Annotated in this window: 27 protein-coding genes and 1 other RNA gene; 12 read left to right on the top strand and 16 right to left on the bottom strand. The window is 57.7% G+C overall.

Annotated elements, in window-relative coordinates; all coding sequences use genetic code 11:
* Positions 1-4 precede the first annotated feature (4 nt).
* Both mraZ and dksA read right to left on the bottom strand, forming a co-directional pair.
* On the bottom strand, positions 5-433 hold the full coding sequence (gene mraZ / locus LHAB_RS06795) for a division/cell wall cluster transcriptional repressor MraZ (RefSeq protein ID WP_090047749.1): 429 nt from the start codon (positions 431-433) through the stop codon (positions 5-7).
* Positions 434-783: 350 nt separating this feature from the next.
* Entirely contained in the window at positions 784-1500 is a 717-nt protein-coding gene (gene dksA / locus LHAB_RS06790) for an RNA polymerase-binding protein DksA (protein WP_228763449.1), read from the bottom strand.
* Between the two features lie 4 nt (positions 1501-1504).
* On the opposite strand from dksA, the gene LHAB_RS06785 reads away from it, so the two are divergent.
* Positions 1505-2026 carry a hypothetical protein gene (locus LHAB_RS06785; protein ID WP_228763370.1) on the top strand — a complete coding sequence of 174 codons (522 nt, stop codon included), beginning with the start codon at positions 1505-1507 and terminating at the stop codon, positions 2024-2026.
* A gap of 229 nt (positions 2027-2255) precedes the next feature.
* Here LHAB_RS06785 and LHAB_RS06780 read toward each other — a convergent pair whose 3' ends face one another.
* The 4 genes from LHAB_RS06780 to dapF all read right to left on the bottom strand — a co-directional run bounded on the left by LHAB_RS06780 (position 2256) and on the right by dapF (position 6021).
* Positions 2256-3347, bottom strand: a complete 1092-nt coding sequence (locus tag LHAB_RS06780) for a CobW family GTP-binding protein (protein WP_090044917.1) — start codon at positions 3345-3347, stop codon at positions 2256-2258.
* A gap of 119 nt (positions 3348-3466) precedes the next feature.
* Complete coding sequence (locus LHAB_RS06775; RefSeq protein ID WP_090044915.1) at positions 3467-4441, bottom strand: tyrosine recombinase XerC; 975 nt, start codon at positions 4439-4441, stop codon at positions 3467-3469.
* 3 nt (positions 4442-4444) lie between these two features.
* Positions 4445-5134, bottom strand: coding sequence for a DUF484 family protein (locus LHAB_RS06770; protein WP_090044914.1), 690 nt, complete (start codon positions 5132-5134; stop codon positions 4445-4447).
* Positions 5135-5151: 17 nt separating this feature from the next.
* Positions 5152-6021: a diaminopimelate epimerase gene (gene dapF, locus LHAB_RS06765; RefSeq protein ID WP_090044912.1), complete on the bottom strand. Its 870-nt coding sequence runs from the start codon at positions 6019-6021 to the stop codon at positions 5152-5154.
* 61 nt (positions 6022-6082) lie between these two features.
* On the opposite strand from dapF, the gene LHAB_RS06760 reads away from it, so the two are divergent.
* The 3 genes from LHAB_RS06760 to LHAB_RS06750 all read left to right on the top strand — a co-directional run bounded on the left by LHAB_RS06760 (position 6083) and on the right by LHAB_RS06750 (position 9142).
* Positions 6083-7729, top strand: a complete 1647-nt coding sequence (locus LHAB_RS06760; RefSeq protein WP_090044910.1) for an MBL fold metallo-hydrolase — start codon at positions 6083-6085, stop codon at positions 7727-7729.
* Between the two features lie 28 nt (positions 7730-7757).
* Positions 7758-8453, top strand: a complete 696-nt coding sequence (locus LHAB_RS06755) for a S4 domain-containing protein (protein WP_090044908.1) — start codon at positions 7758-7760, stop codon at positions 8451-8453.
* A 167-nt stretch (positions 8454-8620) separates the two neighbouring features.
* On the top strand, positions 8621-9142 hold the full coding sequence (locus LHAB_RS06750; protein WP_090044906.1) for an Rrf2 family transcriptional regulator: 522 nt from the start codon (positions 8621-8623) through the stop codon (positions 9140-9142).
* Positions 9143-9245: 103 nt separating this feature from the next.
* Here LHAB_RS06750 and rnpB read toward each other — a convergent pair.
* Positions 9246-9598: RNase P RNA component class A (rnpB, locus tag LHAB_RS06745), an RNA gene on the bottom strand.
* 213 nt (positions 9599-9811) lie between these two features.
* Between rnpB and LHAB_RS06740 the strand changes: the two genes are divergently transcribed.
* On the top strand, positions 9812-11638 hold the full coding sequence (locus tag LHAB_RS06740) for an NAD(P)/FAD-dependent oxidoreductase (RefSeq protein WP_090044903.1): 1827 nt from the start codon (positions 9812-9814) through the stop codon (positions 11636-11638).
* Between the two features lie 11 nt (positions 11639-11649).
* Here the strand turns inward: LHAB_RS06740 and LHAB_RS06735 are convergent, their stop codons facing one another.
* Positions 11650-12096: a hypothetical protein gene (locus LHAB_RS06735; protein WP_090044901.1), complete on the bottom strand. Its 447-nt coding sequence runs from the start codon at positions 12094-12096 to the stop codon at positions 11650-11652.
* Between the two features lie 75 nt (positions 12097-12171).
* Here LHAB_RS06735 and LHAB_RS06730 point away from each other — a divergent pair, with 75 nt between their 5' ends.
* Entirely contained in the window at positions 12172-12435 is a 264-nt protein-coding gene (locus tag LHAB_RS06730; RefSeq protein WP_090047744.1) for a VF530 family protein, read from the top strand.
* Between the two features lie 85 nt (positions 12436-12520).
* Positions 12521-12847, top strand: a complete 327-nt coding sequence (locus LHAB_RS06725) for a DUF883 family protein (protein ID WP_090044899.1) — start codon at positions 12521-12523, stop codon at positions 12845-12847.
* 19 nt (positions 12848-12866) lie between these two features.
* Here LHAB_RS06725 and LHAB_RS06720 read toward each other — a convergent pair whose 3' ends face one another.
* Positions 12867-13349, bottom strand: coding sequence for an SET domain-containing protein (locus LHAB_RS06720; RefSeq protein ID WP_090044897.1), 483 nt, complete (start codon positions 13347-13349; stop codon positions 12867-12869).
* A gap of 262 nt (positions 13350-13611) precedes the next feature.
* On the bottom strand, positions 13612-15114 hold the full coding sequence (locus tag LHAB_RS06715) for an aminotransferase-like domain-containing protein (RefSeq protein WP_228763369.1): 1503 nt from the start codon (positions 15112-15114) through the stop codon (positions 13612-13614).
* 108 nt (positions 15115-15222) lie between these two features.
* Here LHAB_RS06715 and dctP point away from each other — a divergent pair, with 108 nt between their 5' ends.
* The 5 genes from dctP (at position 15223) to LHAB_RS06690 (ending at position 19784) form a co-directional block, all read left to right on the top strand.
* Positions 15223-16272 carry a TRAP transporter substrate-binding protein DctP gene (gene dctP, locus LHAB_RS06710; RefSeq protein WP_090044893.1) on the top strand — a complete coding sequence of 350 codons (1050 nt, stop codon included), beginning with the start codon at positions 15223-15225 and terminating at the stop codon, positions 16270-16272.
* Between the two features lie 68 nt (positions 16273-16340).
* Positions 16341-16880, top strand: coding sequence for a TRAP transporter small permease subunit (locus LHAB_RS06705; protein ID WP_090044890.1), 540 nt, complete (start codon positions 16341-16343; stop codon positions 16878-16880).
* Entirely contained in the window at positions 16877-18193 is a 1317-nt protein-coding gene (locus LHAB_RS06700; protein WP_090044889.1) for a TRAP transporter large permease, read from the top strand. Before LHAB_RS06705 ends, LHAB_RS06700 begins: the two co-directional genes overlap by 4 nt.
* Positions 18194-18209: 16 nt before the next feature.
* Positions 18210-19487 carry a hydroxymethylglutaryl-CoA reductase, degradative gene (locus tag LHAB_RS06695; RefSeq protein WP_090044887.1) on the top strand — a complete coding sequence of 426 codons (1278 nt, stop codon included), beginning with the start codon at positions 18210-18212 and terminating at the stop codon, positions 19485-19487.
* A gap of 36 nt (positions 19488-19523) precedes the next feature.
* Positions 19524-19784: a hypothetical protein gene (locus LHAB_RS06690; RefSeq protein ID WP_090044885.1), complete on the top strand. Its 261-nt coding sequence runs from the start codon at positions 19524-19526 to the stop codon at positions 19782-19784.
* Positions 19785-19830: 46 nt separating this feature from the next.
* On the opposite strand, the gene LHAB_RS06685 is transcribed toward LHAB_RS06690, so the two are convergent.
* The 6 genes from LHAB_RS06685 to LHAB_RS06660 all read right to left on the bottom strand — a co-directional run bounded on the left by LHAB_RS06685 (position 19831) and on the right by LHAB_RS06660 (position 24761).
* Complete coding sequence (locus tag LHAB_RS06685; protein WP_090044883.1) at positions 19831-20628, bottom strand: aspartate dehydrogenase; 798 nt, start codon at positions 20626-20628, stop codon at positions 19831-19833.
* Between the two features lie 10 nt (positions 20629-20638).
* Positions 20639-21391, bottom strand: a complete 753-nt coding sequence (locus LHAB_RS06680) for a 2-amino-5-chloromuconate deaminase CnbZ (protein ID WP_090044881.1) — start codon at positions 21389-21391, stop codon at positions 20639-20641.
* Between the two features lie 63 nt (positions 21392-21454).
* Entirely contained in the window at positions 21455-22180 is a 726-nt protein-coding gene (locus LHAB_RS06675) for an ABC transporter ATP-binding protein (protein WP_090044879.1), read from the bottom strand.
* Positions 22173-22946: an ABC transporter ATP-binding protein gene (locus LHAB_RS06670; protein WP_090047743.1), complete on the bottom strand. Its 774-nt coding sequence runs from the start codon at positions 22944-22946 to the stop codon at positions 22173-22175. The genes LHAB_RS06675 and LHAB_RS06670 overlap by 8 nt, the downstream gene beginning before the upstream one ends.
* Entirely contained in the window at positions 22939-23898 is a 960-nt protein-coding gene (locus LHAB_RS06665; protein WP_090044877.1) for a branched-chain amino acid ABC transporter permease, read from the bottom strand. Before LHAB_RS06665 ends, LHAB_RS06670 begins: the two co-directional genes overlap by 8 nt.
* Positions 23895-24761 carry a branched-chain amino acid ABC transporter permease gene (locus LHAB_RS06660; RefSeq protein ID WP_090044875.1) on the bottom strand — a complete coding sequence of 289 codons (867 nt, stop codon included), beginning with the start codon at positions 24759-24761 and terminating at the stop codon, positions 23895-23897. Before LHAB_RS06660 ends, LHAB_RS06665 begins: the two co-directional genes overlap by 4 nt.
* Positions 24762-24845 lie beyond the last annotated feature (84 nt).

Raw genomic sequence — 24845 nt, 5'->3', positions numbered from 1 at the left:
GCGTTCAGAACGAGAAATCCTTGAACACATCGGGCATCTCGCCCTGCATGGCCTGCGCTTCTTGCGCGTCATAACTGGCTTTGTCCCACAGCTCGAAATGGTTGCCCATGCCCAGCAGCATGGTGTCTTTGGAAATACCCGCAGCCTGGCGCAATTCGGGTGAGATCAGCACGCGCCCCGTGCCATCCATCTCCACGTCCATGGCATTGCCCAAGAAGATGCGCTTCCACCACTGGGCGGACATGGGCAACTGGGCGATGCGTTCGCGGAACTTCTCCCACTCGGGACGGGGAAACACCATCAGGCAGCCGTGCGGGTGCTTGGTGATGGTCAGTTGGCCTTGCGCTGTGGCGCTCAGGACGTCACGGTGCCGGGTCGGTACAGACAACCGCCCCTTGGCATCCAGACTCAGCGATGAAGCCCCTTGAAACACAGCCACGACCTTTTCCAGTTGAAAGGCACCAGCAGAGACACTTTTCCCCACTTAATTGCACTTTTTTGCACTGTATCAGGAATTCGGTGCAACTCAACAGGTGTAGACCGATTTTTTTCAATGAAATCAATGGCTTAGCGCTGAATTTGAAGACAAGTGGAACAGGAATTTCTTTGTAGATTAGGCACTTACAGATGGCTCTGAAAGTAACCTGTGAAGGAATTAAAAAAATCAAAAGTGACAAATGCATTAAAAGCAAATCGGCTTTTCCCGTCCCAGCCGGCACACCCCAGACATGAAAAAGCCCCTGAACAGGGGCTTTTTCATGCATGAGCAAAGGGCCTGCCACGTCAATCACCGAACATTTTTTGCTTCAACTCGCGACGTTGCTGCGCTTCAAGGGAAAGGGTCGCGGTCGGCCGGGCCAACAAACGGCCCACACCGATGGGTTCGCCCGTTTCATCGCAGTAGCCGTATTCACCGGCATCGATCAGGACAATCGACTGTTCGATTTTCTTGAGCAGCTTGCGCTCGCGGTCACGGGTGCGCAGCTCCAGGGCATGCTCTTCTTCGATCGTGGCGCGGTCAGCGGGATCGGGCACCACCACGGTGTCCTCACGCAAGTGCTCGGTGGTGGCGCCGGCACTGTTGAGGATGTCTTGCTTCAAAATCGCCAACTTGCGGCGGAAATACGCCATCTGCACACTGTTCATGTACTCCGCATCGGGCATGGCCAGAATTTCGGCATCGCTCAAGGCTTCCACCGGCTTGCTCTTCCAGTTGTTGGCCAGTTTGGGGTCTTTCTTGATGGGCGCAAAAGGCGCAGAAACCGTTGCCACCGGGGCGCTGGGCATGAAACTGGCCTTGGCGGCCGTGGAGGCCACGGCGGGGGGCAAGGAAGGCACCGTGATCTGGGCCAGACGCGCAGAGGGCCGGGTGGCACGAATCAATTGGTCAGGCGCCGCAGCCGCCACAGGCACCGTGGCCGGCGCGGCAGCTTGGGCGACCTCAGGAGTCGGTGTCGCCACTTTTTTAACAGTCATAGGTTTCGCTTCAGGTACAGAAATCGTTTTGGGAACAGCCGGCTTCGGGGCCGCCTTGGCCTTGGGTGCCGGACTTGGCTTGGGGCTTGCAGCACGGGGCTTCGAAGCAGCGGGTGCAGCGGCTTTGTGGGGTGTCTTGACGGGTGCGACTTTGGCAGTCGCAGCAGGTTTGGCGGTCTTCACGGCTTTGGCCGGGACCACCACCGTTTTGGCTTTCGCCTTGACGGAGGTTGCAGGTTTGGAGGATGCAGGGGCTGCCGATTTGACGGTCGCTGACTTTTTCACAGGCAGGGGCGTTTTGACTGGCGCGGCCTTTTTGGCCGGTACTGGCTTTTTGGCTGGCGCAGCTTTTTTGGTCGGCATTGCCTTCTTGGCTGGCACAGCTTTTTTGGCCGGCACTGCCTTCTTTGCTGGCGCAGCTTTTTTGGCCGGCACTGCCTTCTTGGCTGGCGCGGCTTTTTTGGCCGGCGCCGACTTGGTTTTGCTGGCCGTCACTGGGGTGGCCGCTTTTTTGTTCGAGGTCTTCACGTCTTGTCTCCTAGCCGTGTGAAAGGGCAGGCCCAAACCTCTTGCCACACTGCAGCAACCGATTGAAAAACCTGTTCATTTGCATTCCAAACCCTTGTTGTCGACCTTGTAGGGTTCACCAGCCCACCCGGAAAGGGGGGGCTTCAGGCGGGCGATTGTAGCGATAAGAACGATCAAATCATGCAGTGCGGCCTATTAAACACACGTTCAAGTCCGCCGCCTGGCTGGCCAAGGGTGCGCTGACCATCGCCTCAGACCAGGCACTGCTCCAAGCCCTGGAGCAAGATGTCTTTGGGCAAATCGATCCCAATGAATACCATCTTGCTCATTTTGACTTCACCATCGGCCCACATGGGGCCCAAATCGCTGCCCATGAGCTGGTGCACGCCTTGGAAAATCACCTTGCGCTCGGTGCCACGCATGTTCAAAACGCCCTTGTAGCGCAACATGCGCGGGCCATAAATGTTCACGATCGCACCCAGAAAATCTTCCAGCTTGGCCGGGTCAAAGGCTTTGTCCGAGCGAAAAACAAAGCTTTTGACATCGTCATCGTGGTGATGGTGGTGGCCCTGCTCATGGGCGTGCGAGGGGTGATCACAGTGCTCACCATGTTCGTGGTCATGTGCGTGGCCGTGTTGGTGAGAGGGGTGATCGCAATCCTCACCATGCACATGGTCATGGGCATCGTCTTTCAAAAAGTCCGGGTCAATGTCCAGCTTGGCGTTCAGGTTGAAGCCCTTGAGGTCGAACACCTCGGACAAAGCCACCTCCCCGAAATGCACCACTTTTTGCGGGGCACGGGGATTCATGTGTTTGAGGCGGTGCTGCAAGGCGTCCAGCTCCTGGGGCGAGACCAAATCGGCCTTGCTGATGAAGATCTGGTCGGCAAAGCCCACCTGACGGCGCGCTTCTTGGCGATCATTGAGTTGCTGGGCCGCGTGCTTGGCGTCTACCAGGGTCAAGATGGAGTCGAGCAGATACGTCTCAGCGATCTCATCGTCCATGAAAAAGGTCTGCGCCACCGGGCCGGGGTCGGCCAGGCCGGTGGTCTCGATCACGATGCGGTCAAAGTCCAGCAAGCCCTTGCGGCGCTTGGCGGCCAACAACTGCAGGGTGACGCGCAGGTCTTCGCGGATGGTGCAGCAGATGCAGCCATTGCTCATCTGGATGATCTGCTCATCGGTGTCCGAGACCAGGATGTCGTTGTCGATGTTCTCTTCGCCAAACTCGTTCTCGATCACCGCGATCTTTTGGCCGTGGGCCTCGGTCAAGACCCGCTTGAGCAAGGTGGTTTTGCCCGAACCCAAAAAGCCGGTCAGGATGGTGGTGGGGATCAGGGACATGGCGCGGTTCCAGTTCAGGACAAGAAAACAAGAGTTGGGGAGTGTAGCGATGAATTCAATCGCCAAGCCTGCGCACTGGGCTTGGCCTTAGACACCGCCCGCGCAAGCCCCACGGGGCTTCATTTGCGTTTGGCGCGGGGGTGGGCTGCGTCATAGGTTTTGGCCAGGTGCTGAAAATCCAGCCGTGTGTAGACCTGGGTGGTGCTGATGTTGGCGTGGCCCAGCAACTCCTGCACCGCCCGCAAGTCGCCGCTGGACTGCAACACATGGCTGGCAAATGAATGGCGCAACATGTGGGGGTGCACCGGGGTGGCCAGGCCCGCGAGCAGGCTGCGGCGCTTGAGGCGTTGGGCTACGCCGCGTGGCGTCAGGCGCGTGCCATACCGCCCGGGAAACAGCGCCAGCGCCAAAGGGGACGCACCCGGTGTGGGCTGCGTCAGCATGCCGGTCAACTGCGAGCGCACGCTCAGCCAGTGCGTCAGGGCCTCGCTGGCCGCACGGCCCAAAGGCACGGTGCGGCGCTTGCTGCCTTTGCCCTGGACCTGCACCTCGGCATTTTGCAGGTCGATCCAGCCGCGCCCGGCACGCGCCGCCTCGGTACTGGCCACCACGTCCAGCCCGGTCAGCTCGGCAATGCGAAGGCCGCAGCCATACAACAGCTCCACCATGGCCGCATCGCGTGCTTCCAGCCAGGGGTCGTCGCCGTCCTCCTCGTGCTCGGCCAGCTGCACCGCTTCGTCTACGCCCAGCGCTTTGGGCAGGGGCTTGGCCACACGCGGGGCCCGCACATCGGCCACCGGGTTGTGCGGGATCAGGCCCTCGCGCCCCAGCCAGGTGTAAAACCCGCGCCAGCCCGACAAGATGAGTGCAATGCCGCGCCCGCTGCGGCCGGCGCTGTGCATTTGTGCCACCCAACGGCGCAAATGACCGCTTTGCACCTGCAGCAAGGGCACTTGGGACGCCGCAGCCATTTCGGCCAAACGCGTCAAATCAAGTTGGTAAAGGGTGCAGGTGCGCTCGGCCAGGCGCTTTTCAAAACGCACATGGTCCAGATAGCGGGACACCAGCGGGTCGGTGGCCGCGGCGTCCGACATGGTTCAGGCCTGTTGATTTTGCAGGACCGACAAGGCCGCGCCCGCCAGCTCGGCCAAGCGCTCCAGCAGGTCGGTGCCCATCTGGCTATTGAAGCGTTGGGCGTCAGGAGACGCCAGCACCAACAAACCGAAAGCGGGCTGTCCCGGTGCTGGACGCAAAGCGAGCAGCGCCAAAGAAGCCGCCTGTGTCGGCACGTCCAGCCACTGCACGGCTTCATAACCCGAGTTCGGTCCGACGAAAGGCGTGCTCAGTGAGGTGGCCAATACCTGCACCGCCTCGGTCACGCCCTGCGCATAGGCCGCCTGCGCATGTTCGTCCTGCAGCGACCACAAGCGCAAAGCCACTTGCGGCACCTGAAACAGTTCGCGGATGTTGTCCACCGCCGACGCGACCAGTTGGTCCTGCGGTGTCACCAACAGCTCGCACGACCAGCGGTGCAGCTTGTCGGTGAGGATCATGTTTTCGTTGCCGTGCCGGATCATGTCCATGATGCGGTGTTCCAGGCCCTTGATCTTGTCGCGCAGCATTTGCGCTTGGCGCTCTTGCAAGCCCACCGCGCGGTGACTTTGCGGGTGCGTCAGCTGCACTGTGGCCAAAAGCGAGGCGTGTCGCTCGAAAAAGTCCGGTGTGTTCAACAAATAATCGGCGATGTCGTCTTCGGTGATCGGGCTCATGGGTTCAGGCGTCGTCATGGGGAAGCTCCAGAAATTCAAAGGGTGTCGGGCACATCGATGCTGCCCTCAAAAACAGAAGTGGCTGGACCGGTCATCCGCACCGGGCTGTCGGCCTGGCCGGCCCACTCGATGGTCAGCACACCGCCGTGGGTTTGGACATCCACACAAGCGTCCAGCCAGCCCTGGCGAATGCCCGCGACCACCGCCGCGCACGCGCCCGTCCCGCAGGCCAGGGTCTCCCCCGAGCCGCGCTCGAACACGCGCAATTTGATCTGGCTGCGCGAGACGATTTGCATGAAGCCTGCGTTCACGCGTTTGGGGAAAGCCGGGTGGTTTTCAATCAGCGGCCCCTGGACCAGCACCGGAAAAGTTGCAATGTTGTCCACGCGCTGCACCGCATGGGGGTTGCCCATGGACACCACACCCACGCGCGCAATGCCCTGCTCGCCCAGAGCCAAATCGAACACTGGCCAGCCATTGACTTGGTCGCTGATGAGGCCGATGGGGTTGAAGGGCACACGCTCCCAATCAAAGACAGGGGCCCCCATGTTCACGGTGACACGGCCGTCGGGGTTCATGGTGAGCTCAATCTCGCCTTGCTGCACCTTCACGCGCACGGTGCTTTTGTCGGTGAGGCCCTTGTCGCGCACGTAGCGCACAAAGCAACGGGCCCCATTGCCGCAGTGCTCCACCTCGCCGCCATCGGCGTTGTGGATCACGTATTCAAAGTCCAGGCCGGGCGCGGGCGATGGCCGCACGGACAAGATCTGGTCGGCCCCCACGCCAAAGTGGCGGTCGGCCAGGAAGCGGTACTGGGCCGAGTTCAGGCCCAAACGGGCTTGCGTCTCGTCGAGCACGACAAAGTCGTTGCCGGCCCCTTGCATCTTGGTAAAGCGGATGTGCATGGCCGTGATTATCGCCTTTGGGCCACACCGGCAGAGTCCTGAAGTCCCCCGATAATGGGGCATGGCCCGCACCTCCCAACTCCTCTACCCCCAACGTGAACCCGCGCCCCTGCGCCCAGCCGCGACCGTGCTGCTGCTGCGCGACGGGCCGCAAGGCATCGAAGTGCTGATGACCCGCCGCTCCATGACGGCCAGTTTCGCGCCCGGCGCCTATGTGTTTCCGGGCGGCGGCATCGACGCCGCCGATGCCCAGGCGCACGGCATGGCGCAGCGTCGTCCCACGCAAAGCGACCTGCACCTGACGCAGGCCATCGCGGCCATCCGCGAGAGCTTTGAAGAGCTGGGCATCTTGTTCGCCCGACATGCCGATGGACGCTGGGCAGACCCCAGTGACATCGCCGCCATCGACCGCCAAGCCCCTTTTGCCGCCCAATGCCAGGCGCGGGGTCTGACGCTGGCGGCCGAACAGGTCTTTGTGCTGGCCCACTGGATCACCGACCGCGACCTGCCGCGCCGCTTTGACGTCCCATTTCTGGTGGCCCGCATGCCCGAAGGCCAGACCCCGGTGGCCGACGAGTCCGAGCAGTTCGAGCCCGTCTGGGTGCGCCCGGCTGACGCCCTGAACCGCCACGAAGCGGGGGATTTCTTCATGGTCTACCCGACCATCCGCACGCTGGAGCGCCTCAAAGCCTTTGCCAGCGTCGACGCTCTGCTGCAGGCCTGCGCCATCAACGACGAGCCGCTGTGGACCAGCTGCCCCCGCGCCGGGTGGCTCGCGGGCAACGAAGCGCGTTACATGGAGCACGAAGCCCCGTTTGGCGAACTGGCCCTGGTCTCGCCCGATGGGCAAATCCACCACCACCTCGACTGGAAAACCGACCAGCCCGTCTCGCTGCTCCAAAACGTGCAGCGCCTCACGGCCCCCAACCCCGGCGTGATGACCGGCCCCGGCACCAACAGTTATTTGGTGGGCGACCCCAACACCGGCTACATCGCTGTGGACCCCGGCCCGGCGGACGACGAGCACCTGCAGCGCCTGTGGCGTGCCGCAGGTGGTCAAATCAAAGCCATTGTGTGTACCCACTCGCACCCGGACCACTCCCCCGGTGCGGCGCCACTGCAGGCGCTGTGCACCCACAAGCCGCCCATCCTGGGCCTGGCCTCGAAGCCGACCGCCCGCGCCAACAGCCGATTCACACCCGAGCGCGAGCTGGCCGATGGCGAAAAATTGGTGCTGCAAGGCATTGGGGTGTGCGGTGAAATCACCCACACCCTGCGCGTGTTGCACACCCCCGGCCACGCGGCCAACCACCTGTGCCTGGTGCTCGAAGAAGATGGCTTGCTGTTTTCAGGCGACCATGTGCTCAACGGCAGTACCACCGTGATCGACCCGCCCGACGGCCACATGGGCGACTATTTGGATTCGCTGGACAAACTGGCCGCGGCCTGCAAGGGCGGCAACATCGAGTTCATCTTGCCAGCGCACGGCCATGTGCTGGGCTTTGCCCACCAAGCCATCACGCACCTGAAAGCGCACCGCTTGAAGCGCGAAGCCAAAATCGCCGCCGCGATGCAGGCTCTGCCCCATGGCAGCTTGCAGGAATGGGTGGAAAAAGCCTACGACGATGTGCCGCCGCGCCTGTGGCCGTTGGCCGCACGCTCACTGCAAGCGCATGTGGACCACATCCGCGAACAAGCCCTGTCTTGATTCGCTTTGAGATTTTTTGAAAGCATGGATGATTTCCTCTGAAGAAGGCATACGCTTGGCCAAACGCGTGGCCGCCGAGCAAAACTGCTCGCGCCGCGAAGCCGAAGCCCTGATCGTCGCCGGTGGCGTGCAAGTGGGGGGCCAAGTCGTCACCGACCCGGCCCGGCGAGTGCGTGAAGAACAAGCCGTGCAGGTGAACCGCTTGGTCTCGATGGCCGCGTTGGCCCCCATGACCCTGGTGCTGTTCAAACCCGCGCACCGGGTGGCCAACCTGGCCTGGCTGCAAGACACCGTGGGCCTCAAAGCCCCCCAGCCCGGCATTTGGGGCCCTGAGCGCTTGGCCAAAATGCAAATGCCCCTGCAATTGGCCAAACCGGCCAGCGGCTTGTGCATTTTCACGGACGATGTGGGTGTGCTGCGCCACCTGGAAGACCGCCGCAGCCCGATGGAGCAGGAATGGATGGCCACCGTGGACGGCCAAGTGCCCGAGGGCCTGATCAAGGCCCTGAGCGGGCCGGGTATTCGCGCCAGCATCAACCGGCAAACCGACACCGTCACCGTGCTGCGCATCGCGGGCAAAGACATCGACGGCCTGGAGTTGGGCCGCTGGCTGGACGAACAATGCCCACTGCAGGACTTGCGCCGCCAACGGGTGGGCCGCCTCGGCCTGGCCCCGCTGGAAGCTGGACAGTGGCGACAACTCGAGGGTTACGAGCGCTTCTAGTTGATTTCCGACAAAAATACACAGGATTTACCCTTGAAATCCAACGGGCAATCCCCATTTGTGTCAAGAGTCTGAGAAAATTACCATTCAGTCACATTTGCGTACCCCGCACCCCGTGACCGGGGCGATGCCCATGAGGGCTTGTCCAACGAATTAAGGAGCACACCATGCGTTTGAGCACCAAAAGCCGATTTGCCGTGACCGCCATGATCGACGTTGCACTGCGCGAAGACCGCGGTCCCGTGTCGCTCGCCGCCATCAGCGTTCGCCACCAGATTTCGCTGTCCTATCTGGAACAGCTGTTCAGCAAGCTGCGCCAGCAAGGCCTGGTCGAAAGCACCCGCGGCCCCGGCGGCGGTTATTCGCTGTCGCGCAATGCCGAAAAGATCACCATGGCCGACATTGTGGGTGCTGTGGATGCGCCATCGGACGACGAAGCAGGTGCCGATGGCAGCTGGATGAACAGCGAGCTGTGGGCCAGCCTGAATGAAAAAATGCTGACGCACCTGCAATCCATCAGCCTGCGCCAATTGGTGGCTGAGCAACGCACCAAAGGCGTCACTGTGGAGCCTGCTCCGCAGCCTGCCGTCAAGCGCGGCGTGTTTGCCAAGCCCAAAAGTGCTTTGAAGATCACCGCGCCCAATTCGGTGTTTGCCTTGGCGGGCACCCTGATGCCTTCACGTGGCTGAACCTGAGCCTCCCACCCCCAAAAAACCCGCTTCGGCGGGTTTTTTATTGCCTGAACGCGAGTGCTGTGGGAGGCTGCAACTGCAGCCCCACGGGCTAGAAAAAGTGTGAAGCCCGCCGATAAGCCGGATTCTGTGCACAGCGGTTGCCCGCTGCGTGACCGCCATTACTCTGGGCCGGGGGTTGCCCACCCGGCTCGGTGCTACCTACCCGCCAACTCACCCCGCGGAACCACAGGGAGAAGGAGAGCGGCGAACCGCGCCCCTTCAGGAAGGCCTACTTGGTATTGCTGCGCGTAGAGATTGCCCGTTTCACCCGAACTCAATCGGCTCGTCTCTGTTGCTCTGATCCTCACCTCACGGTGGAGAGGTGTTACCTCCTACGCTGTCCTGTGCAGTCCGGACGTTCCTCCAGTGCCTCCTTTCGGAGATTACACCAGCGACGGTCTGGCGTGCTTCACCTGTTGATTATCGCCTGATCGCAGGTGACGGGCCCAGATCTGGGTGGCCGCCACACCGGCCGCCTGGATGCCCCCACCACTTGAATCCTCCCACTTCAACAGCTCATCCCGGACTTACTCCAGGATCCAGGCCCCTCGCAGATGGACCCCGGATCAAGTGCAGGGATAATCTCCGCTTCTTGCTTGATAACCACAAGCCACAGAGGTTGCCATGATCCGGATTTCAGAACTCAAACTCCCCCTTTCGGCGCTGCCGATTGAATCGCGCCGCGCCGCCGATGCGCCGTCCGAAACCGACGAAGACCGGCTGCCCACTCCCCACCCGGAAGCGGCCTTGCGCCAACTGGCCGCCCAAGCGCTGGGCATCCAGGCCGCCGACATCGGCCAACTGACCGTTTTCAAGCGCAGCTTTGACGCCCGCAAGGCCGACTTGCTGGCGGTCTACATCGTGGACTTGTCGCTGGCCGATGCGCTGACGGAAAACCGCTTGCTGCAACAGTTTGAAAACAACCCCCACATCCAGCCCACCCCCGACATGGCTTGGCACCCGCCCTGCCGTGCGCCCGAGGGCTTTGGTGCCCAAGCGGGCGAACGCCCGGTGGTGGTGGGGTTTGGGCCATGCGGCATGTTCGCGGCTCTGGCACTGGCGCAAATGGGCTTTCGGCCGATCGTGCTGGAGCGCGGCAAACCTGTGCGAGAGCGCACCAAAGACACTTGGGGCCTGTGGCGCAAAAAGGTACTCAACCCAGAAAGCAATGTGCAGTTTGGCGAAGGCGGCGCAGGCACCTTCAGTGACGGCAAGCTCTACAGCCAAATCAAAGACCCTCGGCATCTGGGCCGCAAGGTGATGGACGAGTTCGTGCTGGCTGGGGCGCCTGCCGACATCTTGTATGCGGCGCACCCGCACATCGGCACCTTCAAACTGGTCAAGGTGGTCGAACACATCCGCGAGCACATCATCGCGCTGGGCGGTGAGATCCGCTTTGAGCAGCGCGTGAGCGACGTGTTGCTCTCACCCACGGCCAGCGGCCAGCAAGTCACAGGCCTGCAGGTGCAGGACCTGCGCACCGGCCACAGCCACACCTTGCCCACCCGCCATGCCGTCATGGCCTTGGGGCACAGCTCACGCGACACCTTTGTCATGCTGCACCGCCGAGGTGTGGCCATGCAGGCCAAGGCGTTTTCGATTGGCGTGCGCATTGAACACCCGCAAAGCGTGATCGACCAAGCCCGCTGGGGCCGCCACGCAGGCCACCCGCTGTTGGGGGCAGCCGATTACAAGCTGGTGCACCACGCGCAAAACGGCCGCGCCGTCTACAGCTTTTGCATGTGCCCCGGCGGCACGGTGGTGGCCGCCACCAGCGAGCCAGGGCGCGTGGTCACCAATGGCATGAGCCAGTACTCGCGCAACGAACGCAACGCCAACGCCGGCATGGTGGTGGCCATCGACCCACCCGACTACCCGCTGGACACAGCCGCCTGGCAAGCCGCCTTTGGCGAGACTGACGGCACTCAGCTGGCGCAAGAGGCTGCGGCCCTGGCCGCACAGCAGCCACCCCAAGCCCATCCGCTGGCCGGCATCGTGCTGCAGCGCCAATTGGAAACGCGCGCCTTTGAAGTGGGGGGGAGCAACTACGAAGCCCCTGGCCAGTTGGTGGGTGATTTTTTGGCGCAGCGTGCCTCCAGCACTTGGGGCAGCGTGCAGCCGTCTTACAAACCGGGCGTGAAACTGGTCGATCTGGCCGATGTGCTGCCCGACTACGCCGTGGCCGCCATGCGCGAAGCCTTGCCGGTGTTTGGCCGCAAGATCAAAGGCTACGACATGGCGGACGCGGTGATGACCGGGGTGGAAACGCGTACCTCTTCGCCCTTGCGCATTCCCCGTGGCGAAGACCACCAAAGCAGCAACACGCGCGGGCTGTACCCGGCAGGCGAAGGCGCCAGTTACGCGGGTGGCATCTTGTCAGCGGGAGTGGACGGCATCAAGGTGGCCGAGTCTTTGGCGCGGCAGATCACGGCCCGACTCAACCCGGCTTGACCGCCCTGAACTCAACAGAGTGCTGAATTCGAGTTGGCTATGGTGGCATGGCACGAGCACGCCTGTGCCAAAAGTTGCGCCTTGGCGGTGGTGCGCAAGCAGCCATCTTTCACGGTGTAGCCTGGTTCATGGATGGCCTGCGCCTCGACAGCGTATGACGAGGACAGCCATTGCTGCATGACCAGCGGCAGGGCTTGCACGCTCAACAACAATTCGGTTTTGGGTGACTGCGCCAAGCCATGCAGCAGCCAGCTGGCCAAGCGTTGCGCAGGGCTGTGGTGCAGCGCGCAAAATGACCATTGGGCGATTTGACCGATGAGGCTTTGCGCAGCCGATGTGGTGTGCCAAAGCCATGGCGTAAAACGGGAAGGATCCTGGCGCACCGAGGTCCCGGCGTTGCAGGATGCATGTCCATTTCTCCGTGAAGGGCCAGCAGCCAAAATGTCTGCCGGGGTCATTGCCCAATCTAGGCGTCAGATGCACCGCCTTTTGTGCGCTGCAACACCCTGCACAAACCAAGAGACAATCAGGCCATGCAAGCCCCACCCCATGACACCCCTCAACCACGCAACCCACTGCATGGCCTGACCCTGGAGACCCTCGTCACCCAATTGGCAGACCATTACGGCTGGGCAGAATTGGGCGTACGCATTCCGATTCGCTGTTTCACACACGACCCGAGCGTGGGCTCGAGCCTGAAGTTTCTGCGCAAAACACCTTGGGCCCGTGACAAGGTGGAGAGCCTTTACCTTTTCATGCTGCGTGAGATCAAACGCCAACAAGCCTCAGAACCTTAAGCCGGGTGTGTCAGATCACAGACAAACGCGTCCACCGCATTTAGGGTGAAGGCTTGTTCTTCAACCACTTGGAAAGCGATTGGACATGAAAGACCCTCAAGCCACCATCGACAAACTGGCCTCAGCAGCCGCTGACGTTTCGGCCAGTGTGCAAGAAGCAGCACACGAGGCCAAACCCGCCTTCGAACGGCTGGCCGAGAGACTCTCGGACAGCATCAGCGACATGGCACACCACAGCCGGGATACGGCCATCGAGACCCGCAAATTGTTGGCACAAAAAACGCATCAAGCCACATCCACAGCCGAACACTGTATCCAGCGTGCCCCCTTCAAATCCGTGTTCATTGCCGCGGGTGTGGGCGCGGTGGCAGTGACCTTGGTCAGCTGGCTCATGCGCCCACGCGACCACTGACATGCCTCAGGCCGTGGCACTAGCGGCCATCGACACCTGCGGCCATCTCACGGAGCGCCAACATCGTGCCACGGCACTTTTTGGCCCCGCAGCGGCATGCATAGCGGGCCTTCAGGGTTTCGCTCATGGGCTCGTCGCTGAACAGGCCATAGTCAAAGGTCAACTCTTCACCCTGGAACACATTTCTGCGCGTCTGAATGAAGATGCGGCCATTCACCTCGTCAGGCACGCAATTGGGACGGCATGAATGGTTGATCCACTTGGAGGCGTTGCCACCATTGAGCGCATCGATCACCCGGCCATCGTCCAGATGGAAATAAAAGGTGTGGTCGGGGTTGGCCACATCGTGCGGGTGGCGGGCAATTGCCTCGGCCATGGTGATGACCTCGCCCATATACTCGATGACCGTTTCACCTGCCGCGATGTGGCGCGTCGCGAACACGCCTTTGCCGTGCAAGGCTGAAGCGTGCACCCAAATCGGGGCATCGGGAGAAGAGGTCACTGATAAGAAGAGGCCGTGTGAAGAGGCGTCATTCTAACGAGGCGATGCTTTGCAACGTGGTTCGGACAACATGCGTCCAGCCCAACATCGGACCTCAGGCGAATACAAGCGCATCTCGGCGTGGTCGACTCTCGTACCACGTGGAGACTGCTCGTTTAGCCATCACGCAGCCAAGATCAATGGCGCGCACAGCAAGCTGTTCAGGTCAAAACGAGCAGTGAATCAAAAAGACCGACGGGCTGTGTTACAGGGTCAAGGCGACTTACCCACGATCAAATTGACGCATTGCATTCTCGATAAACCTCAAAAACTTCGGATCGCTGGCATAGGCGACATTGATCCTCAGTGCCGGCAAGTGTGTCGCGCGTGTTGGGTAAAAAACGGATCCAGGAGCGAGAAAAATTCCAGCTGCAGCAGCATTCTGAATCAATGACAGCTCGTCAACATTTTGGGGCAACTCCAGCCAGATGTAATAGCCGCCTGGGTCGGACGAACGAACCGTTGCGCCAGCCCGGCGCAAAGACTTGACTGCCGCTGGGTGCAGTTCTTGTAGGCGATTTTTGAGTTTTTGAACATGCCGGCGGTAATGTCCCGCCGTCACCATCTGAAAGACCACTCGCTCAACATAATCTGAGGTGCTCACCATGGTGAGCATCTTCAGATCGCACAGATCCGAAATCAGATGCGCTGCACCAGCAACATAACCAACACGAAGTCCCGCCGACAGTGTTTTTGAAAAGCTGCTGACATAGATGACACGCTCGAGTTGGTCGAGCGCAGCAAGGCGAGGCGCTGTGGGTGGGTGCAGATCTGCGAACGGATCATCCTCGACAACCAGGCAGCCATGTTCTGCTGCCAACTGAAGCAACTTGTGCGCCTTAGACAGACTGATGGAGTTGCCCGTTGGGTTGTGTGCCAATGATTGCGTGAAAAATAAGCGTGGACGTTCGTTTTTGAGCAACTCTTGCAGGACCGCCAGATCCGGACCGTCTTCAAGACGAGGAATGCCCAGCATCTCCACTTTGGCCAGTTTCAGTTTTCCGAAGAGTGGGTAATAGCCGGGAGAGTCGACTAAGACCTTATCTCCAGGACTCAGAAGATGGCGAATGATCAGATCGAGCGCATGGTTGGCGCCTTGGGTCAGCAAAATTTGCCGACTATCGCTTTGTATGCCGCGCTCGGCCAAAAGCCGTGCAATGGTTTCTCGCAGGGGTTGGTAGCCCCACGGTGTGCCATAGCCATGCCCAATATCATCGGGTTCACCCGCACGTGACCGCCGCAACTGCCTGCCAATTTCCGAGTCCTCGATCCAAGATGCGGGTGGCCTGCCATCGCCTACCCGCACTTCGTAGTGTTGTTCCAATTGCTCACGCAGCAAGGACACCACATCAATGGCCGCGGAGACATGCGGTGCCGGCGCTTGAGTCCACGTTGATGGGCCGTGACGGATGTAGAAACCCGATCCAGGCCGCGCTTCGACGTATCCACGGGCAGACAGGCGGTTATAGGCTTCGAGGACGGTGTTGATGCCCACAGCTTCCTTGTTCGCGGCATCACGCACCGAGCGCAGCTTCGAGCCCGGTGCGTACAACCCCTTTTCTATTTCCATGATCAGCCGATGTGTCAGCTCGTCGGTCTTGGTCTTTGTGGCGTTAATCGATGACATGGCAGGCTGGTATTTGGGTTTAACTGTTTCCATCAATAAATAGAAACAGTTTTTAAATGTGTTCCCAAACTGTATCCAATAAATCGATGACTTGTCCATAAACTTTCATCATCGCTCTAGCAGTTGTAGTTCAGCTTTTAGGCGAAATGCAAGTGCCGTGGTTTGTTTAAGCGGTACACGACTTCATGACCAACAGGAGACAAAAACATGTCGAAACTTCCCATCGCGCGTCGCAACATTCTCAAAACCGCCCTGGCAGGCGCAACCGCCGCCGCTGTGACAGCGCCTCTGGCAGTGCATGCTCAAGGTGCCAGCGTGACGTGGCGAATGCAGGCTCTTTGGGATGGTGGTACCACGCCTCAAAAATTCGAAGAGCGGTTTGTCGCGAGAGTGGCCGAGTTGACGGGCGGACGTTTCAAGATCAATCTGTTTGCTGCGGGACAAATCGTGCCTGCCGCGCAGGCCTTCGATGCAGTCAGGGGTGGCGCGTTTGAATTGATGAAAACCTTTGACGGGTATGAGGCAGGCAAGATTCCTGCCTTTGCGTTCACCAGTACGATCCCGTTTGGCTTTTCAGAAAGCGACGACTACGAGGCCTGGTTTTATGAAAAAGGCGGCCTTGATTTGGTTCGACAGGCTTATGCGCCTGCAGGCCTGCACTACATTGCCCCGACCGTTTATGGTCAAGAGCCTTTGCACTCTAAAGTGCCGATCCGCAAGATCTCTGACTTGGCAGGCAAAAAGGGGCGCTTCGTTGGCCTGGCTTCAGCGGTCATGGGAGCCTTGGGCGTTTCGGTGACCCCTTTGCCAACGGGTGAGGTTTATTCAGCACTGGACAAGGGCGTGATCGATATGGCCGATCGGGGTGACTTGACTGCCAACTTTGAGGCAGGACTTGCAGAAGTGGCCAAGTATGTGGTGGTGCCAGGTTTCCACCAACCCACCACCGCCACCGCTTATGTGGCCAATCGTGCGGCTCATGACAGGTTGCCACCTGAGTTCAAGGCTGCGCTGGCTGTCGCTGCAAGAGAGGTCTCCGCCGCATTGCGTCAGAACATCTTGGTCAATGATGCAACAGTGCTTGCCAAATACGCCGCCAAGGGATGCGAGATCATTCGCTTCAACCCGGCCGACGTGCTGGCTGCACGACCCAAGGCGATGGCAGCTTGGCGTACAGCCACCAAAGGCGATCCACTGGCGACCAAGATATTGGATAGCCAGATCGCCTTCATGAAAGAGTTGGGTCTGATGACCTGATTGCGCAGTGCAGCAGGCATCTTTGGCCGGTGCCTGCTCGCTCTCATCCAAATTGCTGGGGACCAGCTATGCCCAAATTACTGTGGACCGCCACATCCGCCGTCACCCGAGTCAACCATTGGATTTTCATGGTGACTGTTTGGTTGATGGCGGTGGTGGTGCCTGTCATGCTCTACGAGGTCATTGCCCGATACCTCTTCAATGCGCCCACGGTGTGGGGGATGGAGTTGGCGGTGCTTTTGTTTGGGCCCTATTTTTTATTGGGTGGACCATACCTTTTGCATCTCAAGGGGCATGTGGCCCTTGACCTGGTTCGCCAGCGTTTGAACCCCATCTGGCAACGGAGAATGGATTTGGTCAATTACCCAGTGATCGTGTTGTTTTGTGCGATCTTGCTTTACTTCAGTGTTCCTGCTGCTTGGAGTGCCTGGAATTACAAGGAAACCAGCTTTTCTGCCTGGAACCCGCCCATCTGGCCAGTCAAAGTCACAGTGCCTCTGGCCTTGGCGCTGATGATGCTGCAGGCCATGGTCGAGTGGCTTTGTGTCTTGTTCGAACACTCTGATGCCGGTGGTGATAACGGTGTCGCTGAGGGAGCGGCGCTGTGAGTCCGAACGAAATACTGCTGCTGATGTTTGGCGGGTTGACCCTGTTCATGCTGACAGGGCTGCCCATTGCCTTTGTGTTGGGTGGACTGTCATTGCTGTTTACGGTCACGCTTTGGGAGACCAATGCGGTCATCGTGTTGATCTTGCAGATTTTTGACACGATGAAGTCGGAGGCTTTGCTGGCGATCCCCTTGTTCATCTTGATGGCCTGCATACTTCAGCGCTCCGGCGTGATCGAAGACCTCTACAAGGCCATGGCTCTGTGGTTCGGTCGTGTCCGCGGTGGGTTGGCCATTGGCACCGTCATCATCTGTGTCGTGATGGCTGCGATGACTGGCGTGGTGGGGGCCGCCGTGACTGCGATGGGCATTTTGGCCTTGCCGGAAATGCTGCGCCGAGGCTATAAGCCGGAGTTGGCACTGGGCACGATCTGCGCATCAGGAACGCTGGGCATCCTTATTCCCCCATCGGTGCTGACCATTGTGTATGCGGTCACAGCACAGATTTCTATTGGTCAGATGCTCATTGCCGGCATCGTTCCAGGACTCATTCTTGCGACTCTTTACATTATTTACATCGTTGTGATCGGTTGGCTACGGCCTGAGTGGGTTCCCTTGGAGGAAGGTTTTGTTGCTGCGCCATGGTCTGACAAACTGCGCGCGTTGAAGACACTGGTGTATCCGTCCATGCTGATCTTGATGATCCTTGGATCCATCTTCTTCGGAGTTGCTACACCAACCGAATCGGCCGCAGTGGGCGTTGCTGGCGCCATGATTCCCGCAGCGATCAAAGGGCGTCTCAATATGGGGATGCTCAAGGTGTCTGGCGTTGACACCCTCAAAGCCACATCCATGATCTTGTGGATCACCCTGGGCGCCAAAGCCTATGTGGCTATTTTTACGGGGCTCGGTGGAGCAGATACGTTGCTCGAATTCATCAAGGGCCTGGACGTTGACCGTTGGTTGATTCTTGGCGCGATGATGCTCATCCTGATTTTTCTGGGTACGGTGCTTGACGAGCTCGGGATCATTTTGTTGACGGTGCCGGTTTTCTTGCCGATCGTGCGCTTGCTTGGCTTTGATGAACTTTGGTTCGGAGTGTTGTATGCCATCACCATCCAGATGGGTTACATCAGTCCACCGTTTGGCTACACGTTGTTTTATATCAAGGGAACTTTGCCTGCGCACATCGGCATGGGCATGGTTTACAGGGGGATCATTCCCTTTTTTATCCTACAGTTCATCGGTTTATTGATTTGCGCTGCATGGCCAGATCTCGTGACATTTCTTCCTCGACTAATGACCTCACGTTAATGGAAAGTCCAAAAACATGAAAACGAATATTCGCAGCAGCCGGATTGGTGGATTTCACAAACTGGCCGTTGATCAGCGCGTCAAGGCAGTTGCCGAATTCGCTGGTCTCAGCCTGGATGAGCAGGCGCATCTCTTGAATACGGGGAATCTGCCGTCGGACATGGCGGACCACCTGATCGAAAACGTCGTGGGGACCATGAATATCCCTCTCGGCATCGCCACCAACATGCGAATCGATGGGCTCGACTGGCTAGTCCCCATGGCGTCCGAAGAATCTTCTGTGGTGGCAGCGGTCTGCAATGCAGCCCGCCAGTGCTACGACAACGGTGGTTTCGTGACATCCATGTCAGGCACGCTGATGATTGCCCAAATCCAGTTGGTTGGGGTCCGCGACCCTGAGCATGCGCGCATCAGGATCCTTGAGCGCAAGGCTGAAGTTGAAAATTTATGCAATGAATGTGACCCTATTTTGGTCAATTTAGGCGGGGGGTTCCGAGACCTTGAAGTTCGCGTCTTAAAGACGCAAAGCGGCCCCATGGTGATTACCCATCTGATCGTTGATACCCGCGATGCCATGGGTGCAAATGCAGTCAACACCATGGCCGAGGCGATTGCACCGCGTATTTCGGAGTGGACCGGCGGCCAAACCAATTTGCGTATCCTTTCCAATTTGGCAGATCGTCGTCTGGCAAGGGCTCGCTGCATCTGGCGGACACAAGACATTGGCGGTGAATCTGTTCGTGATGGCATGATTTCGGCCTACCACTTTGCAGACGCCGACCCATACCGTGCCGCAACGCATAACAAGGGCATCATGAATGGCATCAGTGCTGTTGTTTTGGCGACGGGAAACGACACCCGAGCGGTAGAAGCAGGCGCTCATGCGTATGCCGCCCGAAAGGGACATTACGGAAGTCTGACCCGTTGGGAGGTCACTGCCGAAGGTGATCTGGCTGGTAGCCTTGAAGTCCCGATGGCCGTTGGTTTGGTCGGTGGGGCCACCAAATTGCATCCAACGGCTCGGATTGCACTCAAAATTTTGGGGGTTGCTTCCGCCGAACAACTGGCCCGTGTGATCGCGGCAGTCGGTCTGGCGCAAAATTTTTCTGCGCTCAAGGCACTGGCAACTACCGGCATCCAAAAAGGCCACATGGCACTGCATGCCCAGAACATTGCAATGATGGCCGGAGCCGTTGGCGAGGAGATCGATCATGTTGCCCAAGCACTGATTCAGGCCGGAAAAGTCAGGCTGGATCTGGCGGAAAAAGCTTTGAACGATTTACGAAGTCGCTGAGATGAACGGGGAATTGTTGGTGCCCCTGAATGAAGAATGACCGAAACGTTGCCAGGTGACAAGCCTTTCATCGATCGGTCTGCGCAAGACGGAAACAAGTTCCGACACTCGGTGGATTTCATCGATGACGACGAGCTTGGAGGCTTGAGCCCGCAACTAGGTTTGGGGGTCTTGCTGGTGACGGCAGTCGAGGTCAGCTCCAGATTGAGGTACACCGCGCCTTGGGGTCAATGGGCCGCTAGAGGACGCGCCAAAGTGGTTTTCCCAAACTGCGGCAAGGAAGGCCACAGCCGGTAAGCCGCATTTGTGCCTCTGCGGAACGATAGCGGCGATTTCTGAGGAATTAAATGATCAGCCCTAGGCTTTTCGACTGAAGAAAACGGATGGCTGACCAAACAGTCAGGGCTGATGTTTTAGGATTCTTGGCCAGCGGTTTGATCGACATACGAATCTGCATCTCGCCAAATACACCCTTGGCATGAAACTCATGTGTGTTTTCAGTCATGTCAGGGTCCGCAATCAGCTGCACTTGCGTGCGATCAAACCCGATGCCAGCCAATGAGACGGTGGCTGCCACATTGGCATTCTTTGGAAATGTGGCCACAGCCAGCCTGGCGCTGCCAGAAAAAAAAGTAACAGGCCCGTGCAAGGTGGTGAGGTCGATGCTGTTTTCTGCAGCGGTACCTTTCCATGCGTTCGGGGGCTTTCGACCCCTATAGACAACCGAATCCAAGCCCAATCGTTGCGCAGCGGCTAAGGCGTCAATCCCGCCAATGGCGCCAGACAAAATATGCAAACGTGTCCGGCCTTCGATGGCCGCTTGTTCTAAATCCTGTGTCAATTGAGCGTCATGAAGCGCGCCAGAGGAAACGATTGCCGACTCAACACCCGAGCGCAATGCATCAAGCACAGTGGTTCTAACTGCCTCATGTCCGGCGCACTCTATAAGTAAATTGATGTCAGCAGGCAGTTCAGAACAGACCCGAATGCCTGAGCCCAGGGCGTGAGCAGTTTCTTGACAAGCTGCACGCCTCACAATCACAGTGTCAATCTGAGGTCCCAAAGGCATCAATCGACAAGACTTGATGATTTCTTGGCCTATGGCTCCATAGCCCAAGAGTGCGACCTTTTGCTGTTGCATTGGTAGACAGTTAGACTTTTATGACATGTTCTTGAAACACAGCGCGACAATCCATTTCGTACTCTAAATCGACGACAGGTGGCCGATTGAAGTGCCATGTAAGACCATGCCCAAGGGCCTTGGTTGCCTTGAATTGCTCCGCCAACAGGCTGTGAAAATCATGGACAGTGTATATCTGGGTGGCCGTAACATCAGGCCAGTCAAACCCAAGCTGCTGCATTCGACGTTGCATTTCATGGATGACGAAGGTCATTTTTTTGCGAAGACCTTCATTTGATAAATCACCCAATGCCACAGTCACCTCGCGATACGAGCCATGCCCCTCGGGGGCCTCAGCACTTCCGGCGACAACAAAAGATGGTTGTGCATCGGTTTCAGGCATCGTGTAAGTGAAGGCATGCAGGCTGGGCTCGGCAGGAGGGGCAATCTGAGGACAAACATTGCTTCGAGCCACTGGATTGACGCCATCTAGAAAAATGCCCCATCGCTTGAGGGTGCCAATATAAATCTCATTGAAGTCACGAAAACCTTGTTCGGTAAATGGTGCGGGTGAGCGAAGTTCACATGCACAGAAGGCTTGAACTGGGCGTCCAATGCCTTGTAGATAAGCCTCGATGCGTTCAAAACCCTGCGCAAGGGGCAAAGGCGTCGTGAAACGGACTCGATGCAATGCATAGCCAGGTTGCGCAGCGACGCCTGCAGAATACTGCGAGACTCCTGGCGCATAACGGTAACCACCTGCCTCAAATACAGTTGCTGTCATGTTGATCTCACTTGAAAAATTGAATGATTGGCTGTGGAACTATTGAATCAAATATCGATTCGACTAGGCGAGTTCGCCCAAATATGCAGCACGAATAGAGGGATCCGCCAGAAGGTCTTTACTTGCACCTTGGCGAACAATGCGACCTTGGTCCATGACCAAGCTAGCCTGAGAAACCTCAAGAGCTGTCACCACATCTTGCTCCACCACAAAGATCGACAAACCCTCTTCATTGAGCTTGATCAATGAGCCTATCAGCTGCTCAATCAGAACTGGCGCCAAGCCTAAAGAAAGCTCGTCGATCATCAGCAAAGTCGGTGCGCTCATAAGCCCACGCCCGATGGCACACATCTGTTGCTCTCCGCCCGACATGGTCGAGGCAGCCTGTCTGCGTCGTTCATAGAGCTTGGGGAAAATCTGATAAACCCGATCTAGATCTCTGGCCAATTCAGCTCTCGATAACTGCGTTCGAAGATAAGCACCCATCATCAGGTTTTCTTCGACAGACATCGCGCCAAAAAGCCTTCGTCCTTCAGGCACATGGGCAATTCCACGGGCCAAAATCTGAGCTGGAGTCTCTTTCCCAATTGATGCGCCACCAAACAGGATCTCACCTTCAGTTGGGGCAATCAATCCAGACAAGGTGCGCATCAATGTGGACTTGCCAGCGCCGTTTGAGCCGATCAACGCTGTGATCTCTCCCTTTTTGATGGTGAAATCAACGCCCCACAAAACATTGATCTCACCGTAACCGGCCCGGAGTGAGCTTACTTTTAAAAAATCAGTCAAGGCTTACCTCGGCATTCTTTAAGTGGTCCTTTGCTGCCTGCGAGTAACGTTTGCCAAGATAGGCTTCCACCACTTTAGGGTCATTCACCACTTGGCGAGGGTCCCCCTCAGAAATCAGCTGACCGTTGTGAAGCACCACAATCCTGCTGCAAACAGTCACTACCACTTTGATCAGGTGCTCAATCAGCACGATGGTTGTTCCCGTTGCTGCAATCTTCTTAATGAGCGACATAGCCTGCTCGACCTCAGCTGAATTCAGGCCCGCATTGACTTCATCTAGGAACAGCAATTTGGGGCGCATGGCCAAGGTCTTTGCCAACTCAAGGCGTTTACGCATGGCCAGAGTCAAACTCGCTGCAGGCAGATTGGCTTGAGGGAAAAGTCCGACAAATTCTAGCTGCTCCTGAGCGAAGTCCTGCGCCTGGCGAATTGAAAAACCTGACCTTGAAAAAAGGGCAGCTGCAGTGACGTTGTCCAAGACTGTCAGATCCGGAAAAGGCTGAACAATCTGAAATGTTCGTGCCAGTCCAATTCGTGCTGTCTCATAGGGCTTGAAGCGAGTGATATCTTGACCTTGGTAAAGCACTTGTCCGCCCGTTGCCGTGTGCACCCCGGTAATCACATTGACCAAGGTTGTCTTGCCAGCACCGTTGGGACCAATCAGGCCCACAACTTCGCCGGCTCCAATAGAGAGCGAGACATTTTCCAGGGCTTGAAGGCCGCCGAAACGCCGGCTCAAGTTGTTCAGCTTCAGTAGCTCAGTCACGTGAGCCTCCATTTTGGCGAATTAGTCGTTTTCCCAGCCAGCTGCCACCAAATGAGACAAGGCCTTTGGGAAGAAACAGCAGCAACACCACAATTAAAAGTCCAAGCACACCAGTGTGTAGATTGAGCAGATTGCGCCAGACAAACTCTTCAATGCCCAAAAAGAGAAAGGCTCCCATCACGGCGCCCAGCGTCGACCCCAAGCCTCCCAACAGGGCCATCACGATAGGCTTAACCGAGTAAAGAATATCGTAAACATCGGGGGGTTCAATGTAGTGAACCCAGCCTGCGTAAATGACACCGGCCATCGCAACGAAGATGCCTGAGAAGCCAAAAGCCAAGCTTTTATAAAGCGTTGAATTCACGCCAATCATGTCCGCTGCAGACTCGTTTTGACAAATGCAGCGAAGACCAAAACCCAACTTTGATTTTTCAATGACGATGACAACCATCAAGGTCACAATCAGAAGAGACCACATGACATAAAAGAAAAACTGTGCTTCTCCTTCAACGCTCTTGACCATCGACGACATTGGGATATTCAGTCCCATCCCGCCTCCTGTGAGCTCCGTTGCTGCGTTGGTGAGCTCTCGCAGGACTTCGGCCACAGCAAGGCTTCCAATTGCAAAGTAATGGCCCTTGAGTCGAAGCAAGACCACGCCAAATAAGAATGCTGCAATAAACGTCATGAGCCCAGCAGCGACCGTTGCGAAGGCCAACGACGCTCCACCAGCCAGCATCACACCACCAGCGTAAGCACCAAATCCGAAAAAAGCAGCCGTTGCAAAAGACGGGTAGCCCGCCATGCCGCCGATCACATTCCATGAAACAGCCAAGATCGCATACATGCTGGCAAATGTGCCAATGCGAAGTGCATAAGCGCCTCCCACCAAGGGCAGAAGGCTCAGCAGTCCAAGCAGTCCAACAATTATCCAAAGGCTATTGCGGCTCATTCGTACCCCTTCTTGCCCAAAATTCCTTGAGGACGAAGAATTAAAAAGACAATCAACAATGAAAATGAAAGTGTCACCGAATGCTCTGGTCCAAAAACGACTGCCCCAATGCTCTCAGTAACACCCAGAAATAGACCGCCCAAGATCGCACCAGGAACACTTCCTAAACCACCTAGGACGCAGACAACAAAGGCTTTGCCCAAGTAGGCTCCGGCCGACAGCGGTGAAATAGGAAAAATCAAAGCCAGTAGAACGCCTGCACAACCAGCCATGGCTGCTCCAAGCCCAAAGGCAACTGCATAAATGATTTTGATATCGACGCCCATCAGCAAAGATGCATCGCGATCCATGCGAACAGCAATGATGGCGCGCCCGATGCGCGAGTGCCGCAAAATTAAATAAAGTGCAAAAGTCAGACCCAATGCCAGCACCATGGCGAGCAATCGGTCAACTGGCACCACAATTCCCGCTAGCAAAAATGTGCCAAGGGGCGGCGAAAGAATAAGTTTCCGATAGTCAGCGCTGAAGGCAAGAAGCATCCCGTTGTTGAGGATCAGATCCATACCGAACGTGAGTGTGAGCGTGACCAAAACTGGTGCAGCAATAACACGGTTCAGTATTCCGCGCTGAATCAGATAGCCAATACCGAAAAACAAAGGGGCGGCAATTAAAAGCGTAAACCAAGGATCGATGCCCATGCTGCTGTAAGCGAGCCATGCCAGGTAAGACCCCGCCACGATGAAACCACCGTGCATGATGTTGATGACGTTGAGCACACCCCATACCAGCGAGAAGCCTGCAGCGATGCACGCATACAGGCATCCCAGTACCAAGCCATTCGTTAGAACTTGTAAAGCCAGCATGATTGAGGGTTTTCTTTAGTCAATATCAATGGAGTTGAAAGTGCTGTGGCAGAACCTGCCACCACAGCACGCACACCGAACCAA

The organism is Limnohabitans sp. 2KL-27, from assembly GCF_001269345.1.
Taxonomy (GTDB): Bacteria; Pseudomonadota; Gammaproteobacteria; order Burkholderiales; family Burkholderiaceae_C; genus Limnohabitans_A.
Note: the sequence above shows the minus strand (reverse complement) of the source record. Positions and strands in the feature narration are given on the sequence as shown.

Bases quoted from the DNA above. Each gene is read 5' to 3' on its own strand.
- LHAB_RS06685 (WP_090044883.1), bottom strand. From the start codon at position 20,628: ATGCAACAGCAAAAGGTCGCACTCTTGGGCTATGGAGCCATAGGCCAA.
- LHAB_RS06740 (WP_090044903.1), top strand. From the start codon at position 9,812: ATGATCCGGATTTCAGAACTCAAACTCCCCCTTTCGGCGCTGCCGATT.
- LHAB_RS06690 (WP_090044885.1), top strand. From the start codon at position 19,524: ATGACCGAAACGTTGCCAGGTGACAAGCCTTTCATCGATCGGTCTGCG.
- LHAB_RS06760 (WP_090044910.1), top strand. From the start codon at position 6,083: ATGGCCCGCACCTCCCAACTCCTCTACCCCCAACGTGAACCCGCGCCC.
- LHAB_RS06770 (WP_090044914.1), bottom strand. From the start codon at position 5,134: ATGACGACGCCTGAACCCATGAGCCCGATCACCGAAGACGACATCGCC.
- LHAB_RS06730 (WP_090047744.1), top strand. From the start codon at position 12,172: ATGCAAGCCCCACCCCATGACACCCCTCAACCACGCAACCCACTGCAT.
- LHAB_RS06660 (WP_090044875.1), bottom strand. From the start codon at position 24,761: ATGCTGGCTTTACAAGTTCTAACGAATGGCTTGGTACTGGGATGCCTG.
- LHAB_RS06695 (WP_090044887.1), top strand. From the start codon at position 18,210: ATGAAAACGAATATTCGCAGCAGCCGGATTGGTGGATTTCACAAACTG.
- LHAB_RS06755 (WP_090044908.1), top strand. From the start codon at position 7,758: ATGATTTCCTCTGAAGAAGGCATACGCTTGGCCAAACGCGTGGCCGCC.
- LHAB_RS06680 (WP_090044881.1), bottom strand. From the start codon at position 21,391: ATGACAGCAACTGTATTTGAGGCAGGTGGTTACCGTTATGCGCCAGGA.
- LHAB_RS06665 (WP_090044877.1), bottom strand. From the start codon at position 23,898: ATGAGCCGCAATAGCCTTTGGATAATTGTTGGACTGCTTGGACTGCTG.
- LHAB_RS06715 (WP_228763369.1), bottom strand. From the start codon at position 15,114: ATGGACAAGTCATCGATTTATTGGATACAGTTTGGGAACACATTTAAA.
- LHAB_RS06780 (WP_090044917.1), bottom strand. From the start codon at position 3,347: ATGTCCCTGATCCCCACCACCATCCTGACCGGCTTTTTGGGTTCGGGC.
- LHAB_RS06735 (WP_090044901.1), bottom strand. From the start codon at position 12,096: ATGACCCCGGCAGACATTTTGGCTGCTGGCCCTTCACGGAGAAATGGA.
- LHAB_RS06775 (WP_090044915.1), bottom strand. From the start codon at position 4,441: ATGTCGGACGCCGCGGCCACCGACCCGCTGGTGTCCCGCTATCTGGAC.
- LHAB_RS06705 (WP_090044890.1), top strand. From the start codon at position 16,341: ATGCCCAAATTACTGTGGACCGCCACATCCGCCGTCACCCGAGTCAAC.
- LHAB_RS06725 (WP_090044899.1), top strand. From the start codon at position 12,521: ATGAAAGACCCTCAAGCCACCATCGACAAACTGGCCTCAGCAGCCGCT.
- LHAB_RS06750 (WP_090044906.1), top strand. From the start codon at position 8,621: ATGCGTTTGAGCACCAAAAGCCGATTTGCCGTGACCGCCATGATCGAC.
- dctP (WP_090044893.1), top strand. From the start codon at position 15,223: ATGTCGAAACTTCCCATCGCGCGTCGCAACATTCTCAAAACCGCCCTG.
- dapF (WP_090044912.1), bottom strand. From the start codon at position 6,021: ATGCACATCCGCTTTACCAAGATGCAAGGGGCCGGCAACGACTTTGTC.